Below are 18983 nucleotides of genomic sequence, written 5' to 3'. Positions count from 1 at the left end.
TTTCGCCGCCTTCGCACTCGATATGAGCGTCGTGCCGACATCCATGAAGGGCTCCTTAAACTCGCATGTTGCCTGATCTGCTGGCGAACGCTTCAGCGCTCGGACGACTCTTTTTGAAACATTCTCTAAGTCCAAGTTGACCAGTAAGACCTTGATACGGGCCAGTAGCGAGGGATGCCACTGGGTGTCGGCGACTAGCGACGAAGAAGGAAGGCCCGTGGCCGAGTCGCGCGTGAATGCCCAGATTGCCTTGCGGCGCCGCGGAGATCCTGCCTGGCTATGCGGGTGTGAGGATCCCAATCCGGCCGCAGGTTCAGGCAAGTTTGCTTTGGAGACAAACTCTTTCCGGAATCTAGCTCGTCTCTTGCGGCAACAAAGCAGGGTTTGTCCCGGAACACCGTCGCATTGGACGGCTTATCGGTTTTCTTTCTTCAAGCTCGATTCGGCTGCGCGTTGAAATGTTGCGCTACACGCAAGCGAGAAAATGATAATGCCACAGCTAAGCAAAGGGCCGGTCTCACTTGTAGGTTGCTTGGCCCACGGTGTATCGGTCGCCGGTAATTGACGGCGCGAGGAGGTCGATTTCGCACACGAGGTTAGGGACATTGATAAACATCGTTAGCCTGGATGGACCAAAAACGCTGATAGCCTCCAAACCGGAACGTAGCAGAGTTGCCCTTATAAGATGGCGAGGCTCCATTTCGACCCGTGCGCCGTTTTCAGGGGTGGGCCCCAGATCGCATACAATATGGAGGGAATTTGAACTGAGAGAACCGACAAACCAGGTCGGGCACGGCGAGCTATACGACGGCACAAGTGAGCAAAATCGAACTCGATGATATCGATCTTCCGGCGCAGATTGCTGATGAGGTGCGCAAGCTGATCAACAGAGGTGTCCTGTCGCCAGGGCAACAGCTGCGCCAATCGGAACTGGCGGACGGCTTTGGCGTCAGTCGCGTGCCTGTACGCGAGGCATTGAATCTGCTCGCAGCGTGGGGCGTGATCGTGCATGATCCGAACCGGGGATTTTTTGTTGGGCCCCTATCGTCGGATGAGGCGGCGCAGCTCTACCGCTATCGCTATTTGGTAGAGCGCGATTTGTTTCAATCAATAGAGTGGCCTGGTCGCAGTCAAACGGCCGCGCTCAATGCGATGCTTGCCAAGCTCGACGAGTACCTCGAAAGCCATCAGCGCGCCGAATGGCTTGATGAATACTACGCATTCTATGGGCTGCTCTTTGATCTTTCACCCCATAAAATCATACGCCGCGAAGCCCTGCGGTTGATTCGATTGACAGAGCGATACCGGGCACTAGCCACCGAGGCGCATCGGCCGGGCGAACGTCTGAAGGCGCATCTCGAGCACCGGCTCATGACTGCAATTCGCACCCGCGAGCGCGACAAAGTCATGCAGGTCTACGAACTTGAGCGAAAAAAAATAAACCAGTCGATACTGGCCGTGCTTGCCGCGCGCGGACTTTAAGCGTCACAACTTCGCGTTTACATCGGTAGACAGACTGTCGGTCAGTACATCACACGACGTCTATGAACGGTGAATGTAAATCCTCCAGTCATATTCCCAGGTCGGCATCATCCGAGCCCGGTTTGCTGAGTTACTGATCGCACTCGTTTTGCGTGACGTCGCTTCGTCACGTAGACGATTGACAGACGTGCTTTCTGTGACAGCAGGTTGCTTCGACGCACCGGCTCTACTTATTTTTCACCTCCGCCAATAGAAAATCAATCTATGCTCTCGAATTTTCTATGTATAAAACAAGCTTGATGACTGCCGAAGTAAGCCGCCATATCACGACCGTAGTCATTTTTAACTGGGCAATCGTTTTTCGACACTCCCCTTGAATGCTTCGACAAAGAAACGGCCGATGTTAACCTTTGATCGTCGTCGTACGAATTGAGATACGGGATAGTCGTCGAAGTGCGCTCCCGCGATACCTGATTGTCATTTTTTCGGGCATTCAATTTATGATCTCCCTGTGTCTATCCTGCTAGCGCAACTTGTCTTCGAGGTCGCAGACAAGTCGTCGCGCGTATTTTTTTCTATCGCAACTCCGCGCCTTCATCAGCCGCGAGTCGCGAGAATGCGAATGCTGACAGGCAGGTCAAAGCGCCGACGATGAAAAACGTCATCGGAAAGTCGTTTATCGTCAGATGATCCGCACCATGTCCATGAATGTGTGCCGTGACCGTCAAGCACGTTGCGCAAAGCGCGACGCCAAGACTAATCGACGTCTGTTGCATCATCGTTGAGAGCGCGGTTGCTTTGCTCATCAGATTCTTCGGCACGCCAGAGAAGCCAATCGTATTCATCGAGATCATTCCCAAGGCATTAACGACGCCCGCGATGAAGAGGACGGCGAACATGAAATAGCGTGGGGTCTCGCTCGTGAACAATCCATACGAGGCGAAGGTAGCGCCCGTGAATAGCGTAGCAAGGATCATGATCGGCCTGAATCCGATCGCGCGAATTGCATGCTGCATGATCGGACGTACGCCGAACGCCCCAACAGCCAACCATGCGCTCATCAGACCAGACTCAATCGGCGTGAATCCCAAGCCGAGTTGCAGCAGCAGCGGAACGACAATGGGAGAGGAGCCCACCGCGAGTCGAAGAGGAATACCGCCAATCGTCGCAGCGCGATATGCTTTGTATCGAAAGAGCTTCAGAGGAATGATGACATCGACACGTGCCCCGCCGTAGACAGCGTACGCGGCAAATGCCAGGACTCCAATGGCGGTGACGCACACAGTAGCGCTCATCGGCACCAAATTGCGACCGACCGTCTCAAGGCCACAGACGAGTCCAACAAGTCCAACGGCCATCAGAATGAACCCTGCAGCATCGAATCGATCGACGCTATCTGAGCGTGAGTCAGGTACGAACATCAGCGACAGAACTATGCCGAGAACACCAAACGGGATATTGAGTAAGAAGATCCAGCGCCACGATGCTACTGTGACGATGAAGCCGCCAAGAAGCGGCCCGATGACACGCCCGATGGCCCCGGGAACAGTGAACCAGACCATCGCGGCCACCAGGTGCGCTGCCGGAATACTACGCAGCAAAATCAGGCGCCCAACAGGCACCATCATCGCGCCCCCAAGGCCTTGCAAAACCCGAAACAGAACGATCTGAGTGATCGAGGTCGCGACGCCGCAGAGCGCGGATGCCAACGAGAAAATTGCGATCGCCGAACAGAATACGCGCCGGGTCCCGAATCGATCAGCGAGCCACCCACTCGCAGGCAGAAACAGCGCTAGGCTCAGAAGATATGCGGTGATGGCAAGGTTGAGATGCAGCGTCTCAACTTGTAGAGACGCTGAGATCGACTGCAGTGCCGTGCCAAGAATCGACGTGTCGAGGCTTTGCAGAAACATCGGCACGGCAACGATCATCGGAATCAACCGATAGTGCCTGAATACATATGGACTTGACGACTCCGAAATCTGTTCGGAGTCTCGCGTGTCATTGACTTCTGAATTTGTCTCAATCATCGGGCTGTCGAGAGTTTTGCTGTCTCACGTTGGTAGATGTCGAGAATTCCTCGATCGTAGTTGACGAAGAACCGCTTTCTGATCGGGTCAGTCAGTGCTTCCATTTTTGCAAGCTCTTCGGGCGAAACGTGATAGACCGTCATTCCGTGGCGTACGAGCTCGGCACAATCGGCTATCGCCTGTTCTCGAATCAGGTCACGTTCATAGCGCCCTGCCTCGACCGCAGCGTGTTGTAAAGCGTTCCGATCCCGAACCGTCAAGCTCTTCCACAGTGCTGAATTGGCAACTAGAGCGATCGCACTGTACGAATGATTCGTGACCGAGACGGCCGATTGCACGTCATACAGATGCCCGACCAGTATCTGTGAATAAAAGTTATCCTCAGCATTAACACGCTTGCTCTTCAGCGCATCGTAGAGTTCTGGATAAGGCAGTCCGACGACGTTTGCACGCAGTGCTTTGAACGTATCGACAAATGCCTCCGTGGGGATCACACGAACCGTTCTGTTTGTCAAGTCAAGCGCATGTATAAAGGGCTGGCCCGACGTCGTGATCTGTCGGAAGCCGTTTTCCCACCAGGCCAAACCGGTCAGCCCATGACCGTGGAGACGCGACATTAGCGTCTGGCCGAACGGTCCGTCGAGCAGCGCGTCCGCCTCTCGATTGCTGTGGACGATAAACGGCAGATCCATGAGTTCGAAGTTGCGATCCACATTGCGCAGCGCGGGCGTGACTAACAGCATCAGATCCGGAACACCAGCACCGCCCGCTTGCAACCTTTTGATCTGTACATCAGGCAAACCGGGGATCGTATTTCCGCTCACTCTGACAGCTAGATGACCGTCGCTTTGTGCGTTCACGAGCTCTGCGAATTTCTTCATGCCGCGCATCGTAGGCTGATCTGAAGAGAGGTCCGGTCGATATTCTGCGATCGTGAGCGTTCGAACAGCATCAGTCTGCGCAACGACGGGCTGCACGACACATAAAGACAAAAACAGCGCGACCGTGATATCGCTACAACTTTTCGTCAGCGGCCATCCTGATGTTAGACGGCGTGCAAATTTCTTCATCATGTCTTTCCGATATTCCCGGAATTCCTTCAATGCGAAAAAGCTACGCTGCCACGCTTTCACGCAGCAGCGCAGTTCACCTCACGCTACGTCACACCGAGATCGTGCGCCACGATCGTAGTTCAGGCCGGCAACGGTATAACTCGACGAGTTGGCCGTGTTTGCCGAACCGAACGAGTACGAGGTTTGAAGATTGAATCCGCCTATGCTCTTCGATTCATACCGAATGGTGCCCGGCAGACGGCCCGGATCGCGCTCGTTATTGTCAACGAAGGGACGCGGCTGGTCGGCAACCAAGGAGCCGAGAACAGACGCGGGCGCAACCAACATGACGTCGTAACGGTTCGCCCCGTTGTAATCTGCGGGCTCGATGAGACCCGTGTTGACAGTACCGAGCTTATGATCGGACATGCCGACGAATGCTCGACGACTAAACAGAGCCCCCGACGTGTGTGAGTCCGACTGACCGCTGCTCGCCAAAAAACCAGCTTCAACATTGAAGACGGCCTTTCTGCCACCGCCGGCATCTTCGCTGCCGATCAAGCTCCAGCGGTTGTCGTGAAGACCTGTGTACCGCACAGGACAGCAGCGACAGCGCTGCCACTGCTGTTGCCTGCGTAAAGATCTTCACCCCTTGAGTCTCCATCGTTGATTGACTCCGTATGCTCACTTCAACACCTGTCGAACAACTTAAGCGACGTCCGACTTGAAGATGGTGCCGAGTCTTCTACAATCGCTGATGCTTCCGACGGTTGCCTTGAATGTCATCATCGGCAAGTAGTAGCGGATGTACCAGACCATCAGAATCAGGTTCATGTAGAGGCAGCCTACGCCCATGTACGGGGTGAACATCTTGTCGAAGCGATGGTTCAGCACGATCGCGTTGTACCAGACGACGAACGACACCGGCAGAAGCATGAGCAAGCCAACTGGAACGAAGACGCCAAGAACCAGGGAGAGACCACCAAGGATTTCGCATGTCTTCACGATATGAAAGAAGTGCGTGTGAACCATCGTAACTAGCAGTTCGTTCGACGTAGGCAGGGTGCCGAACGGCTGCGGAAAGATTGGGGAGAAACCGAGAACTGTACGCCAGTAGCTTGTTCCACTGACACACATCCAGCCGCCGAGATACAAGCGACAGAATATGAGAATGGCCTTGCCCAGAAGCTGTAGCATCGATTTACGATCGTCGTTACTCATGAGTGTGTGCTTTCAAGTTTCGTTGTTTGTCCGAATCCGAAGATTTCGACGGAGATCCGATCAGTGCGCCGACTGCTGCGCAGCCACCGACGCGATCCGGTCGCGCCGTATGATCCATCCGGATCCGCTGAGCTCGAATATGTCGACGACGTCTTGTGCAGGCTGGTCACGCGTCGCGCCGATCGTGTGATAGACCGCAACGTCCATTCCTTCAACGATGACCTTCTTTACCTGATCCGGAATCGGTGCGCCGTCCTCGTGATCGATCGTGTGCGGCGCAGTATCGATCGCCTTATCGGAGAAGTACGTCTTGTACGCATCGACGCCCTTGCCTTGCGTATATGCCTCTTCCATGAACTCGTGAACAATATCACCCGGAAGCTTGCCCGTGCCTGCGTGCCAATGCCAGCGCGGATCCGAGTGCAGACCGTAAGCGATCCAGCCGATGAACACGAATCCGAGCACCGCTGTAGCGATGCGCCCGGGCGCGCTATCCAGCCACGCATCGACTTGCGCTGCGGTATCTAGTGGAAGACTCCCTTGTGTTTTCAGCATCCTGCCCCCTTGAAAGAATTATGAAAGATGAAGCGCGTTGCCCCGTGATGGTTTTGAATACTTGTTATGTATTCAATTTAGCCTGCTAAAAAGTATAATTTGAGTCGTGGCGCGGTCATAGCACGGGTAATCCCCTACATTGACTCTACGTCGCTACCTGTTAGCGCCATGGGCAACGCACCTGACTGCCGAAGTTAGCCGGTCTTTCCAGGGAGGCACCAGACAGCATGTGCCAGAAGTTTCGCAAGTCGTTCGCTGACCGACGGACATCACCGAAGCCAGGTTGTCATCCAGGGAAACTCACGATACAACTTCTTCTCAATTTATTCAGACTGCTTAGTCAACAAAGAATATTATTATGCATTCTTAGAGCTGCATCCCGGCGTAGGCAGCTGCCGCTTACGAGTGAACACAACCAAACTTGGAGATTCCTGAATTGCGTAAATTGATTGTAGGTTGCGCCGTTGTCGTAACACTGCTCCCGTGCGGAGCGCACGCGCAGAACAGCGTTACGTTGTATGGCGTTGTAGACGTGTTCATGGGCTACTTCAGGAATTCCCAAGGTCAAAGCGTTGTCAGTATGAACAGCGGTGGCATGGGTGGTTCGCGGTGGGGTCTTCGCGTGAAAGAAGATCTTGGTGGCGGTCTCGACGCAATCGCGGTGCTGGAAAGCGGCTTCAACGTCAATAATGGCACGTCGGGTCAAGGCGGCCGTCTCTTCGGCCGGCAAGCCTACATTGGCATCCAAAGCAATCAGTATGGCTCCGTGATCGCCGGTCGGCTGCAAACCATCGGCTACTACTGGGCTGCTCCATTTGACCCGCTCCTGATGGCATCGGGCTCGGTGCTTGCCATGATCGGCGAGAACAACCGTCCCTGGATGTTCAATCTGCTGCAAGATCCGGCACGCCAGGACAATACGATTCAATACACGGCCCCGGCTTGGCGTGGCGTGAATGCAGCCGCATCGTATTCCTGGGGCAATAATCAAGGGCTGCAAAACGCAACGCACTATGAGCTTGCGTCGGTGTCCTATGAAAATGGCCCCATATATGGCAGTTATGGTTTCGGTCACAGCCTGCAACCGTCTGCTGTCATCGCCCGGAATACGTACGAACACTCATTCGGCCTGAAGTACGATCTCAAGTGGTTGTCCCTCACCGGCACGTATCAGATTCGCCTGAACAATCCGGGCCGCACCGACCATGCATGGCAGGTTGGATTCTCGGTTCCAACAGGCGTACGCGGTGCATTTCATGCGTCCTATGGCGGCCAAAGCGATGAGAACACAGTCTATGGCGCCGGCCAGACGACCCCGAATGGCAACTGGAACACTCGCTCGTGGGCTATCGGCTACACGTATTCGGTCTCGAAATCGACCACCATCTACTCGTTCTTCAAAAAGCTTCAAAACAACGGAGTCGCTCGCCAGTCGATCTTCCCACCCGGTGGCCTGCCGTTGCCGACTGCCAACAACGTGAACGTCTCGGCATTCGGTCTGGGGCTGGCGACGCGCTTCTAAGCGGTCGCCACCAACGCAAAGGGACGTTGCGCGCGTCCTTTTGCGTTACTGGGCACTTTCAAGCTGAGCGGCGCTGATCGAGGTCAGCGTTGAATAGATTCCCACCTGGCTAGAACGCGGTGTCAGAGGAGTCCATTACTGGCGCATTGCGAGCCGAGCGGTGAGATGTCCATGATGGCAACTGGCGTCCGTCCGATGCCCTGCTAAGGCGTAGCGCCGACGGATGGGACCGGAGCCGCACCAGCACCTACGTGTGCTGCCGGCCACGAAATCTGCACTGAGGCTCACGGCGGCGAGTCGGTCGATGGCTGCTCCCGGCTCTGTTGTTTGCCCCAGCGGACACCTTCACCGAGACTTCCTTCACGCCGCCGACTGCGGCCGCTCTTCCTTCGGCGGCGGGCAACTGCGGAACGCTGGCGCATGAAAATCTCCGGCCCCCCGTGCACCCCGTCAGCCCCTAAAAAGGCGCTTTTCTGCGGACCGGGTTATCGCCACGCATTTGCAGCAGCACGTCCCTATCGCAAGCCGTAGTATGTTCGGCTCGCCACGCAACTGACGAGCAGTTCATCGACGTCCCATACGACACCTCATGATGGCCACCAGAAAGGACCTTCGGCATCAGTTCGCGGGCGTTCCGATCTCGTGTTCCTACTCTCAGGCCTCAGCTCTTTGCGCTTGAAACGACAAAGCCCAGGTTGAGCCCCTGGGCTTTGTCAGCAGTCGGAGAACGTTGAACTAGCGACCTTGTTTATCGAACTGAGCGCCCGGCGCGAATGTGATAAGACCGCACACAGGAGATAATCACAAAACCGTTACTTCGCGGCCAACTTGTTGTGGTCAGCGGCCACAACTTTCGCGTAGTCGTCGGCCCCGAGATACGCTACCTCGCGACCGTTTTCGTTCAGCGCCTTCTGGACGCTCGGGTCTTGCAATGCTGCCTTCACCGCCGCAGCAATCTTATCGCGGACGGGCGCCGGAAGATTCTTCGGAGCGAGGACGCCAGTGTGCGATGCGAAATCGAAGCCGGGGAACTTCTCACCAAGTGCCGGAACATTCTGGATTTCGGGGATACGGTGCGTGCCCAATACAGCGAGCACACGCATCTTGCGGGTCTTGATGTATGGCACAGCGAGTTCGTACGGAATCTCGATTATCTGCACCTTGCCCCCCAGAAGCGACGAAATCTGCTCGGAGTCGGTCTGGTATGCAGTGTGGATCAACTTGACGCCCGCGCGTTTTTGGAAAGCTGCCATCGCGAGGTATTCGCGCGACGTCGCGCCGGTCGAACCGAACATGTAGCAATCCGGGTTGTCCTTCAAACGGCTGATAAGATCATCGTAATCTTTAATGTCGGTACCACCTAGACCTGCACCGTTCCCGGTGACCAGAACCAGCCCCGAGTGCGCCGTAACCTGCGCGACGGGCGTCAAATCGAGGCGCGCGGCATCAACTTGTTCCGTGTCGCCGACAAGCAACGTCAGACCATCTGCCGGTGCCATCTTCGCAACCGACGCAGAAGCCGCGTGGTTCTCCACGGTGACGTCGCTACCCAGTGCCCTGCCCAACGCGTGTGCCAGTGCGCGGCCCACGATATCCGAGTTGTCGCCCGGCGCGCCGACGATCAACTTGACCGGCGCTGCCTTTGCTGCCGGCGCTTTGACCGGAGCTTTAGGCGTGGTATTCGATGCCCCGAATGCTGGGATAGCAATCGCAAGCACGACAGCAGTCCCCGCGGTGGTCAAAACGTTTCTGCGCTTGATCTTCAAGTTGCCTCCAATGTTGGGTGTCGCATCGCGGCAGCGTGCTCACGACATCGCGTTGCGTATCTTGTGAGCGATCGGTGCCGGTAGATCGCTTCTGTTCGATCTCTTCTCCTCGCCATGCACCGGCTCCAAATAAAAAGTCCGGGGAGAGTTCTTCCTGGACCTCCTCGAATCGCGTACTCGCGGACCTGGCCTCAGGCTTCGCCCTTCATCTTGTCGCGCACAAGCACGAAGATGAAGAGAAGCCAGGAGATGCCGAGGCCGAAGTAGTCGAAATTACGCAGCGGGCGATAGTCTGCCCAACCGAGGCCGGTCGAGCCGTCCATAGCCACCAGCGTTAGGACGATACAGATGACGATAGCGATCCAGGTATCCTTTTTCATTGCGAGCTCCTGCCTCAAACCTTCTCTTGCTGTTCGAGAGCTGGCATACCCACCAGGCTCCCACCTTTTCCCTTCAGACCAAAACCCTTCCAGCCATCCCACAGCCACATTGGATTGAGTGTCGGACGGAAGCAAGCAGCCATATAGCCGCTATATGCGAAAAGCAAGATCCCATTCATTAGCAGTTCTTGCGGTCCAGAGAACAACTGGCGCGGCGTTGCCGAAATGAACGTGTTCAACCAGAAAATCGTAACCGTCGTCGGCATTTCAAGTATCAGCGTCAGCAGCACGAAACGGTTGGTCAGCAGCAGCGCACCGTACACCGCTTCCATGTATTTGACCCAGTGGTACATACCGATTGCATCGGCACCCGCGACGTACTGGCCGGCAAGGCCTGGAATCATCGGAACGTAGCCGTCGATTACGAACCGGATGCCTGAAAAGAAAAGGTGAGCGCCGAAGTACAGACGCAGCCACGTAATGACGTACTTCCATGGGGAAGAATTTGCGCTTTGCATGGGAAATATTTCCGTAAACGGTTTACGCTTAACAACATTGATATGGAGTCTTAATCAACCAACGCCAGGTTATGACGATGATAGAGACCCGAAACGATCAAACAACTACAAACCTGTGATGCCTCGGAGCCAGTTATACGATGCCTTTACGGCGATCTTGTATCAACACGGCGATGACGCAGATCCAGGGAATTGCCAGGCCGAACATATCCCGCGCACGCAACGGGCGATATTCCGTGTAACCCAATCCTGTCGAGCCGAAAAAGACCCAGCACGTCATGACGATGCAGATCGCCAAGCCGATATAGACATTTCGATTACGCCTCATTGCTGCGCCTCCGACTCAAGGGCGTTGCTCTGTTCCAGGACCGGCTTAGACGCGCTGCCGAGTCGGAGATGCTCTTTCCAGACATCGACTTTGAAGCCCTCCCACAGTGCAAGAGGCTGCGCCCTGGGTTTGAACACGTTTGCCATGTAGCCGCTGTAAGCCAGAATGAGGAGGCCGTTCATCAGCAACTGGTTCGGGCCAGAGAACAACTGGCGAGGCGTCTGAACGACGAACGTATTAATCCAGAAAATCGACACCGATGTCGGGAATTCGAGGATCGCTGCGAGCAGCACGAAACGGTTGCTGAGCATCAGGATACCCAGCGCAAATTCCATGTACTTGACGGCAGGGAACATGTGAATAGTAGCCAACGCATGCACATACGCCCCGCCGATGCCGGGAATGAAGGGAACCCAACCCGTGGAGATGTACCGGAAGCCCGACCACAGCAGGTCGGCACCGAAATAAATCCCGAGCCAGAGAACAGCATACTTCCACGGCGGCGAATTGATGCCTTGCATCGGAGTCTCCTTTGATTTTGCAGCGCGGCGCAATCGAGTCCGCCGCTGAGTGCTCGATTACACCGCGACGGTGCGTGGTGCCTGGCCCGGCGTCAGAATATTGTTTAGCAATCCCTCGTTGAGCTCGAGTCCGAAGCCTGGTCCTTCACTCGGATACGCGCGGCCGGCTTTAAAGCGTTGCCCGCCGATTGCAAGGTCACGCTCCAGAGGGATGTCATCGCTGTTCCAGGCCGCGTGTATTGCCAGAGGACCCATACTCTCGCTCATGAACTGACATGCCCACTGGTCCGACACCATCAGATGAGTGCTTGGTCCAGATTCGACACCTGAGCCGATCAAGGTACTGCAAAACACAGGGATGTCGTACATACGACACACGGCCAGGTAACGCTGCGCCTTGATCAGGCCACCAACTTTCTGAATCTTGAGGATCACCCCGTCTGCCGCACGTTTCTCGGCGATTTGACGCAGATCGCCCAGTTCTTGAGCGCCCTCGTCCGCATAGATCGGCGTGTTGATGCGCTCGCGCAGTTTCGATAGGCTGTCGTGGTATTGGTGCGCCAGCGGCTGTTCCATGAACGCCAGGTCGTATGGGTCGAGACGACGAATCGTCTTCAGCGCCTGCTCGTAATTCCAGGAACCGTTCGCGTCGAGCGTGATCCTGGCGTCCGGTCCGAGCGCTTTGCGCACTTCGCGAACCGTCGCCACGTCGTTGTCGAAGGTATGACGACCAACTTTGAGTTTGAACGCCGAGAAGCCTGCGTCGCGAACCTGGATAGCCAGTTCGGCGACCTTTTCCGGCTCACCTGCCGATAGAACCCAACCCAGAGGAACCGATTCACGCGTGCGACCGCCCAACAGATCATAGACGGGCCGGCCGAGAATCTTGCCCTTCAGATCATGTAGCGCGCAATCGACGAGCGCCTTCGCCTGATTATTGTCGCGTGCGAGTTGATCCATCATGCCGACGATCTTCTCGATGTTGCCCGGATCTTCGCCGAGCAGGATACGCGGAGCGAAAATATCCCCAATCATCGCCGTCATCGACGCCTGACTTTCACCCCGATACCACGACGACGTATCGCCGGATTCAGACATGCCCACCATACCGTTGTCCGCGGTAATGCGCAGCAACAACGTGTTCAAACACGTGATTGTCACATTCGGAAGCTTGATCGGCTTTGCCAATGGCATCGAAATCGGGATGCACTCAACGCGCGTAATCTTCACTTGACTTGACCTGTTGAATTTTGGAGAAGGGGGGCGCGCTTAAAGACGCCCTGGCGACAGAAATGCATCAGCTATTGCCCGCAGCCCGGCGCAGCGCGCCACACACGCGAATCAGCAGAATGACTGCCAGCGCAACCGAGATCACATAGCACACGACGAAAGAGGCGCCCAAGGCATTCGGACCCGAGAAGAACAGTCTAGCCACGAGTGCCACAACCGTAGGCCCGAGTGCAAAACCGACGAGATTGGTGATCAGGTAATAGATCGCCGTCAGTTTGCCCATCATGTTGCCGGGCGTGAAATTGGCCATCGTCGCGCCACCAGCTACCGCGAACATGGCGAACATGAAGGTCTGCACGAAGTACGCGATCAAACCGACGCCCACGGTATGGATCAGCGGAAAACATGCGGTGACAATTGCAGCAATTGACGTCGTGATGGCCGCCACGCGCACCGGTGCATCGATCATGCCGCGCTTGCGTAGCCAGTCAGCAATGCTGCCCAGGATCAGAAGCCCGAGCGGCGATGCAAGGAGTGCAATCCCACCGAGTGACTTACCGATCTCCGGACGAGCGACATGCAGCGTCCGGAAGATGATTTCCGGCAGCCAAGCCATCTGAGAGCCAACCGCAATGCCGTACAGACAAATCGCCAGCCAAAGCTGAACATAGACCGCCCTGTTCGTCCACGCGAAGCTCAGTGCCTCTTTGTACGTCACATCTGTATTGGCCTTGACGTCACGACGTGGTGGCTCGCGGACCAGCCACAGCAGAACGGCGAACAGAATGCCGATCAGGCCAGGCACCAGCAACACGAAGTGCCACGGCTTCAGACTCCCTACCAGCGGCAGGCCAGCGAACGCGCCCGCCGACGCTACCTTCAACAGAAAGCCGCCGAGACCGAGCGCGAGCCCGGTGCCGAGAAGCGGCCCGATATTGTAGATACCGAATGCAAGACTGCGGCGGTGCGGCGGAAACGCGTCACGAATCATCGAGGCGGCCCCTGGCGACAGTGCAGATTCGCCGACACCGAGACCGACACGCGTAAGGAAAAGCTGGAGGTATGTCGTGCTCAGGCCGCAGACAATCTGGACCGCGGACCATGCCAGGATTGCGCCACCGAGTATACGTTTGCGCTGATACTTATCGACCAGTGCCCCCATAGGAATACCCAGCACGCTATACAGCAGCATGAACGAGAGGCCGAGCAGCCAGCTGACTTCAAGATCGGATATCCCAAGGTCCTGCTTGATCGGCCCGACCACGAGTGAAAGCGCACCCCGGTCGATAAACGAAATGACGTAGGTTGCCGTCAAAACGACCAGCATCCACCATGCCCCCTTGAACGTCTTCGAATCCGAAGCGACCTCGGTCGGTACCGACGCCGATCGCATGTCTGTGATCTCACTCACTACGCTGTCTCCTTATCGATTGTCCGTACAACTGCCTAGCGGCTTTTACTGACTCTCTCTGTCGGTCAGTGCGGTTTTCGCCGCAGTTATGCCCGATACGATAAGTTCAGCGATATCGCCCATCGAGTTGTAATACGGCCCCCATAAAGATCCGCACTCTCCGACTGCATAAAGACCCGGAATCGGCTTGTCTTCATGGTCCAGAACACGTTGTCCCGCATCGTGCTTCGGCCCGCCGTGAGTATTCAAGTACGTCGGGAACATCGGACCTATTGCGTAGTACGGCCCGGTATCGTCGAGCGGCACCAGGAACGTTTCGCGTCCAAAATCCGGATCTACACCTTGACGGCATTGCTCGTTGTAACGCTTGACCGTTTGGACGAGGGCTTGCGGATCGAGGTGGCCTGCCTTGCAGACGCCCTGTATTTCCGGCCACTGGCATTTCAACGCCAATTCCTCGAACGTATCGGCCTTGATGATCAGCCCTTCCTCAAGTTCGCGGAGGTTATCCTGACTCCACGGCGGCACACGCGAATTCAGCGTTGTCATCGCCGCACCACCCGCACGAACCTTTTCATCGAAGATGTGAAAAGCCGGAACGTTGGTGAACTCCGGGATTCCAGCTGTCGTCGCCAACCACGTGTCGCGATTGGCCAACCCGTGCTGAACAACCGAAGTATCGACCGTCTCGTTGTGGAAACGCTTTCCTTGCCGGTTCACCCACAGCAGACTGCCGCCGTCCTTGAACGCACCCGACTTGTAACCGAAACCAGCAATCTTGTTGAGGTCATATGTGACGTACACGTAGCCTTCCTTCGACTTGATCCCCATGTTGAGCGGACCCGCCACGGCGTTCATGTGCCACAGTTGCGCGCCGACTTCCTGCGCCATGCGAATGCCGTCGCCAGTCAGATTCGGGCTGCCGAGAAAATAGGTTGGGCATGCGGTGAGAAACTGCCTGCACATGGCTTCGTTTGCTTCGAAACCACCACTGGCTAATACCACGGCCTTGCGAGCGCGGATCGCGATTGTCGTCCCGTCCTCGCGTTCTGCCTTGACGCCGAGAATGGCGCGACTTACCGGATGCTGAACCAGTCGCGTGGCCCGCGTGCTGTACTTGATCCGCGCCCCGGCCTTTTCCGCCTGCGCCGAAATCGCGTTATAGAGGCCAGCACCGCCCGGTGCGGCCACGACGCTCATGCCCTTGATGCTTTCGCTGCCGGGAGCACCTGCGAACTCTGGGAAGAAACCGGGTGCCGAGAACGGCTGCGGATTGTCTTTGAGCGGCAATTCCAGTTTGTGCTGAAACGCCGGTATGTCTTTGAGACTGGAAACGAAATGACGAAGAACGCCCTCCTCGGTCTGACCGGCGCATAGCCAATTCAGATAGTTGAATGACTCTTCTTCGTCGACCGATGTCATGATCAAACCGCCAGCCACACAGACCGAGTTGCCACCGCCCTGCTTACCCTTTTCGAGGATGAGCACATCAGCGCCCTGCTCAGCGGCCGCAAACGCAAATGTCGCACCAGCGCCGCCATAGCCGACAACAACCATATCGGCTTGCTCATTCCATTGAGGTTCGGTCCAGTTCACTTCCATCTCTTCGTTGTTCATCGTTCTCTTTAACGTACCAGCGCTTATTGACCTGCTTAAACTGCGGCAGCGGGTGCTTGCGCTGCCTCGGCCGCTTCCTTCGTGCGAAGGCCGTCGTAGATTTCGTTGTAACGCAGCACCGGCTGATCCATTGCCAGCATGATCATCTTGCGGCCTGGCACCTTCTTGATCGTCGCCTGCTGTGCTTCGATGATCGCCTTGTCTTCGGCAAATGCAGCGTCGGCGATCGCGAATGCGTGTTCCTTCAGATCAGAGCGTTCGACACCGGGACCGAAGTTATAAAAGAACATTGATTCCGTGTCGTTGATCGGCGTAATCATCTGGCACGTGCAGCGGCGGAAGATCGGCTCTTCTGCGGGCTCACCGTCAACGAGGCGATCCTGCACGCCCGGAGCGTATGAGTGAATCGTCAGGATAAAAACGCCCGGCACCAGGAAGGTACTGATCACGCGATCGTCGGACGGCACTTCGCCGAAGTACGGGTTCGACTGGCGTCCCGCGTGCCAACGATCTGCGCGAACACCGCGTTCGAGAACTGCCGTACCACGCTTCGTCTCGCCTTCCTTCATCAACTTCAGGCTCTTCATATTCGAGGCGCCGAAAGTCGACTCGTGAATGAACGGTGCGTGAGACAGGTCGAGCAGGTTGTCGGCCACGAGTTCAGCGTTGCCCTTCATCACAAACTTCGCACAGACCATCGCGAATTCGGTGCTGTCGGGACCCGAGATTGGCGGGATCAGCGAGACGTCGGCTTTTTCCGCGTCGCCCATCCAGACCCATGCGGCGCCGTGTTTTTCTTCGATCGGGTAGCTACGCACGCAGACCTTCGACGAGATGCGCTCCTGACCCGGGATTTCCGTGCAGCGACCATCCGCTGCAAACTTCAGGCCGTGGTACATGCAGCGCAGTTCGTCGCCTTCCTTGCGGCCAACCGTCAGCGGAGCCAGACGGTGCGGGCACAGATCTTCGAGAGCGGCCAGCGTGCCGTCTTCTTTACGATAGATCGCCAGCGGCTCGTCCATGATCGTGAAGGGGACGATATCAGTAGCCGAGAACTCGCTCGACCATCCAGCCATATACCAGCAATTCCGAAGGAACTTCACTTCCAGTCTCCTTAGAGAGAACCACGAACGGATAAATCGGGCGCACGGTACGACACAGCAGACCGACCGACTATTTTGCGCATCAACCTCCTTGCCAAAGGAACCCGACTGACCCACTGAGATAGTATTCAATTAAGTATTCTTCATCTTATCCTGATACATGTCACGACAAGACTCGGAGATACCCTTAAATGAGCAAAAACGGCGTCCCGTTTGCGCAGAACGCCGTTCTTGGCTTACCTGCTATTGGCCGAAGTACACGCGCTCAGCTGTCGTGTGAAGCACGTTCTGCTGATCTGCTTCCGACAGCGACGACACTGAGTCCTTTGCCAACTGGACCATGTCCCGGTACTCGCCCTTCGACTGCGCGATGTCGGAACCCCACATCACACGGTCCCCACCGAAAGCGCGAACCACGCGCTCAACGACGGGCGCCGAAGGCAGATCCAGTCCTCTCAGTTTGCCGAGGTTGATCATCGAATACAGCAGGTAGACATTCGGCGAATCGACGAACTTCAACAACGATTCGTCCACGCCGTAATCCGGCGCGCCGGACTCGCCGACGATGTTCGAGAAGTGGTCGAGAATGACCGGCGTATCGGGGAATTCCTTGACGACCTCTTGCAGTGCTTCGAGTGCTGCGACACGGTTCCAGCGGTAGAAGTGCAGACGCACCGAACCACCGAGATCCGACACAGCGGACCATGCACGATTGGCCTCCTTCGATGCAAACCAGCTGCAGTCCGCGCCCTTCCGCGGCTCCGTCAAACGAATTCCCACCGAACCCCGTTCGCCAACCCAGTAACGCACCGTCGCTTCGACGTCGTTGGCCAGCGCGTCGATCATGCACAGCGAACGCAGGCGGTCCGGATACTGCTGTGCCGAGTCGACAACATAGTCGTTGTGGAAGCCATAGAGGTGAGCGCGCTGGACGGCCAATGCGCGTTCGACGCCGTTCGCATCGAGCAACTCGATCAGACGCTCTGCCGTAACCGGGTTGTCAAAAGCATTGTCTTCAAGGTTGCCGCTCAACGGCGACGGTGGGTACTTTTCGCGGTTGGTCGAAATCAGGTGAGCGTGACTGTCGATCATGACATTCCTTAATCAATGAAGTTCGGGTTCAGTAAGCGCTCGGCTTACTTCCAGGGATCCACGCAAACGTGAATGGCACCTTCGACACCGCGCCCCGCCGTCGCCAGAATTGCTTCGTGCGTTTGGGCCAGACCGAACGTATGCGAGCACACTTCGTCGATGGGATAGCGGCCCGAGCCGATGTAGCGCAGTGCCAGTTCGACAGCGGCGTAGCTGCGGCCCCGCGGCGCACGAACCGTCAGATAGCGCTTCTTGATTTCTCCGATGGGAACATGCCGTTCCAAACCGTTCAGGCTCAGACAGGCGCCCTTCGCTGCCAACGCGATCGACTGCCTGACGACATCGCCTCTGGGGTCGCCGGTCGTGTCGACAACGACGTCAATGCCGCGGCCCTTCGTGATGCCCATCACTTCCGCTTGAAGATCTTGCCGCTCGACGTCGATCGCGTAGTCGGCGCCCAGACTGAGCGACAGATCGAGACGGCTACGATCGCGTGTCATTCCCGCGAGGATGACGGTGTAGGAGCCAGCCGCCTTTGCTGCCAATACGCAACCTAAGCCTTGCTGGCCGGGGCCAAATACGAGCACGACCTTACCGGGGCCTGCGCCACCGTCGAGGCACGCCCACTGCACACCGTTGCCGAATGGCACGGCCAGTGTGGCATGCGTGGCCGGCATGTCTTGAGGAATCCTGTGCATCACTGTGTTGAGCGGCAGATGCATGTACTGCGCGTAACCGCCCCACAGGTGCGGTGGCTTGTTGGCAGTGGACATCCCGAAACGGTCAGTGTTCAGGCGATCTTTCACGTTGAAGAAATCGACTTCCATGCAAAGACGGAAGTCGCCCTTCATGCACCATTCGCAGTTCCAGCACGGCAGATATTCGTGGAGAGCAACACGATCGCCGACCTTGACGCCCCACCTCCTCCTAGCGATTTCGCCGATCTCTTCGATGGTGCCGACATTCTCGTGACCCATGATCACAGGAACGTGTCCGGCCTTACGATACAACTCCGGATCACTGCCACCGACGCCGCTGGCTTCGATGCGCAAAATGCCGGTTTCCGGCTTCACGGCCGGATAGTCGAATTCGCGCAGCTGCGTCGTTTCGACATCTGTCTTGACTGCGGCGAGTACCTTTTTCGTCATGTTTGTC

17 protein-coding genes and 1 pseudogene are annotated in these 18983 nt (G+C 56.5%); 3 read left to right on the top strand and 15 right to left on the bottom strand.

Annotated features, from left to right (window positions below):
* Together C0Z16_RS25065 and C0Z16_RS25060 are read left to right on the top strand one after the other, a co-directional pair.
* Positions 1 to 117 (top strand): annotated as a pseudogene (locus C0Z16_RS25065) (IS5/IS1182 family transposase); the annotation flags it as partial.
* A 699-nt stretch (positions 118 to 816) separates the two neighbouring features.
* Entirely contained in the window at positions 817 to 1482 is a 666-nt protein-coding gene (locus C0Z16_RS25060) for a GntR family transcriptional regulator (RefSeq protein WP_102634741.1), read from the top strand.
* 575 nt (positions 1483 to 2057) lie between these two features.
* Here C0Z16_RS25060 and C0Z16_RS25055 read toward each other — a convergent pair.
* The 5 genes from C0Z16_RS25055 to C0Z16_RS25035 form a co-directional block, all read right to left on the bottom strand.
* Positions 2058 to 3413 (bottom strand): MFS transporter, encoded by a 1356-nt coding sequence (locus C0Z16_RS25055; RefSeq protein ID WP_102634763.1) that lies wholly within the window; start codon positions 3411 to 3413, stop codon positions 2058 to 2060.
* A 95-nt stretch (positions 3414 to 3508) separates the two neighbouring features.
* Entirely contained in the window at positions 3509 to 4585 is a 1077-nt protein-coding gene (dctP, locus tag C0Z16_RS25050; RefSeq protein ID WP_244201360.1) for a TRAP transporter substrate-binding protein DctP, read from the bottom strand.
* Positions 4586 to 4663: 78 nt separating this feature from the next.
* Entirely contained in the window at positions 4664 to 5161 is a 498-nt protein-coding gene (locus tag C0Z16_RS25045; RefSeq protein WP_102634740.1) for a porin, read from the bottom strand.
* 111 nt (positions 5162 to 5272) lie between these two features.
* The gene (locus tag C0Z16_RS25040; protein WP_102634739.1) at positions 5273 to 5785 is read right to left on the bottom strand and encodes a DoxX family membrane protein; all 513 of its coding nucleotides are present in this window, start codon (positions 5783 to 5785) and stop codon (positions 5273 to 5275) included.
* A gap of 60 nt (positions 5786 to 5845) precedes the next feature.
* A complete protein-coding gene (locus tag C0Z16_RS25035) occupies positions 5846 to 6340 on the bottom strand; it encodes a hypothetical protein (RefSeq protein WP_102634738.1) in 495 nt (164 codons plus the stop codon).
* 421 nt (positions 6341 to 6761) lie between these two features.
* Between C0Z16_RS25035 and C0Z16_RS25030 the strand changes: the two genes are divergently transcribed.
* Positions 6762 to 7862: a porin gene (locus C0Z16_RS25030; RefSeq protein ID WP_244201359.1), complete on the top strand. Its 1101-nt coding sequence runs from the start codon at positions 6762 to 6764 to the stop codon at positions 7860 to 7862.
* Between the two features lie 812 nt (positions 7863 to 8674).
* Here C0Z16_RS25030 and C0Z16_RS25025 read toward each other — a convergent pair.
* The 10 genes from C0Z16_RS25025 to C0Z16_RS24975 form a co-directional block, all read right to left on the bottom strand.
* Positions 8675 to 9628, bottom strand: a complete 954-nt coding sequence (locus C0Z16_RS25025; protein WP_102634736.1) for a Bug family tripartite tricarboxylate transporter substrate binding protein — start codon at positions 9626 to 9628, stop codon at positions 8675 to 8677.
* Positions 9629 to 9819: 191 nt separating this feature from the next.
* Positions 9820 to 10008 (bottom strand): hypothetical protein, encoded by a 189-nt coding sequence (locus C0Z16_RS25020; RefSeq protein WP_102634735.1) that lies wholly within the window; start codon positions 10006 to 10008, stop codon positions 9820 to 9822.
* 14 nt (positions 10009 to 10022) lie between these two features.
* Positions 10023 to 10526 (bottom strand): hypothetical protein, encoded by a 504-nt coding sequence (locus C0Z16_RS25015; RefSeq protein ID WP_244201358.1) that lies wholly within the window; start codon positions 10524 to 10526, stop codon positions 10023 to 10025.
* A 324-nt stretch (positions 10527 to 10850) separates the two neighbouring features.
* On the bottom strand, positions 10851 to 11375 hold the full coding sequence (locus tag C0Z16_RS25005) for a hypothetical protein (protein ID WP_102634733.1): 525 nt from the start codon (positions 11373 to 11375) through the stop codon (positions 10851 to 10853).
* 57 nt (positions 11376 to 11432) lie between these two features.
* The gene (locus C0Z16_RS25000; RefSeq protein ID WP_102634732.1) at positions 11433 to 12569 is read right to left on the bottom strand and encodes a mandelate racemase/muconate lactonizing enzyme family protein; all 1137 of its coding nucleotides are present in this window, start codon (positions 12567 to 12569) and stop codon (positions 11433 to 11435) included.
* Positions 12570 to 12672: 103 nt separating this feature from the next.
* Complete coding sequence (locus C0Z16_RS24995) at positions 12673 to 14016, bottom strand: MFS transporter (protein ID WP_244201357.1); 1344 nt, start codon at positions 14014 to 14016, stop codon at positions 12673 to 12675.
* A gap of 45 nt (positions 14017 to 14061) precedes the next feature.
* On the bottom strand, positions 14062 to 15633 hold the full coding sequence (locus tag C0Z16_RS24990) for an FAD-dependent oxidoreductase (RefSeq protein WP_244201356.1): 1572 nt from the start codon (positions 15631 to 15633) through the stop codon (positions 14062 to 14064).
* Between the two features lie 35 nt (positions 15634 to 15668).
* The gene (locus tag C0Z16_RS24985; RefSeq protein ID WP_244201355.1) at positions 15669 to 16736 is read right to left on the bottom strand and encodes an aromatic ring-hydroxylating dioxygenase subunit alpha; all 1068 of its coding nucleotides are present in this window, start codon (positions 16734 to 16736) and stop codon (positions 15669 to 15671) included.
* A gap of 243 nt (positions 16737 to 16979) precedes the next feature.
* The gene (locus C0Z16_RS24980) at positions 16980 to 17828 is read right to left on the bottom strand and encodes an amidohydrolase family protein (RefSeq protein ID WP_102634729.1); all 849 of its coding nucleotides are present in this window, start codon (positions 17826 to 17828) and stop codon (positions 16980 to 16982) included.
* Positions 17829 to 17872: 44 nt separating this feature from the next.
* A complete protein-coding gene (locus C0Z16_RS24975) occupies positions 17873 to 18976 on the bottom strand; it encodes a zinc-dependent alcohol dehydrogenase (RefSeq protein WP_102634728.1) in 1104 nt (367 codons plus the stop codon).
* Positions 18977 to 18983 lie beyond the last annotated feature (7 nt).

Source organism: Paraburkholderia rhynchosiae (genome assembly GCF_002879865.1).
Taxonomy (GTDB): domain Bacteria; phylum Pseudomonadota; class Gammaproteobacteria; order Burkholderiales; family Burkholderiaceae; genus Paraburkholderia; species Paraburkholderia rhynchosiae.
Note: the sequence above shows the minus strand (reverse complement) of the source record. Positions and strands in the feature narration are given on the sequence as shown.

Coding starts and splice junctions, on each gene's coding strand:
- C0Z16_RS25015 (WP_244201358.1), bottom strand. CDS start 10,526: ATGCAAAGCGCAAATTCTTCCCCATGGAAGTACGTCATTACGTGGCTG.
- C0Z16_RS25000 (WP_102634732.1), bottom strand. CDS start 12,569: ATGCCATTGGCAAAGCCGATCAAGCTTCCGAATGTGACAATCACGTGT.
- dctP (WP_244201360.1), bottom strand. CDS start 4,585: ATGATGAAGAAATTTGCACGCCGTCTAACATCAGGATGGCCGCTGACG.
- C0Z16_RS24975 (WP_102634728.1), bottom strand. CDS start 18,976: ATGACGAAAAAGGTACTCGCCGCAGTCAAGACAGATGTCGAAACGACG.
- C0Z16_RS25020 (WP_102634735.1), bottom strand. CDS start 10,008: ATGAAAAAGGATACCTGGATCGCTATCGTCATCTGTATCGTCCTAACG.
- C0Z16_RS25040 (WP_102634739.1), bottom strand. CDS start 5,785: ATGAGTAACGACGATCGTAAATCGATGCTACAGCTTCTGGGCAAGGCC.
- C0Z16_RS25035 (WP_102634738.1), bottom strand. CDS start 6,340: ATGCTGAAAACACAAGGGAGTCTTCCACTAGATACCGCAGCGCAAGTC.
- C0Z16_RS24980 (WP_102634729.1), bottom strand. CDS start 17,828: ATGATCGACAGTCACGCTCACCTGATTTCGACCAACCGCGAAAAGTAC.
- C0Z16_RS24990 (WP_244201356.1), bottom strand. CDS start 15,633: ATGAACAACGAAGAGATGGAAGTGAACTGGACCGAACCTCAATGGAAT.
- C0Z16_RS25005 (WP_102634733.1), bottom strand. CDS start 11,375: ATGCAAGGCATCAATTCGCCGCCGTGGAAGTATGCTGTTCTCTGGCTC.
- C0Z16_RS25055 (WP_102634763.1), bottom strand. CDS start 3,413: ATGATCGTTGCCGTGCCGATGTTTCTGCAAAGCCTCGACACGTCGATT.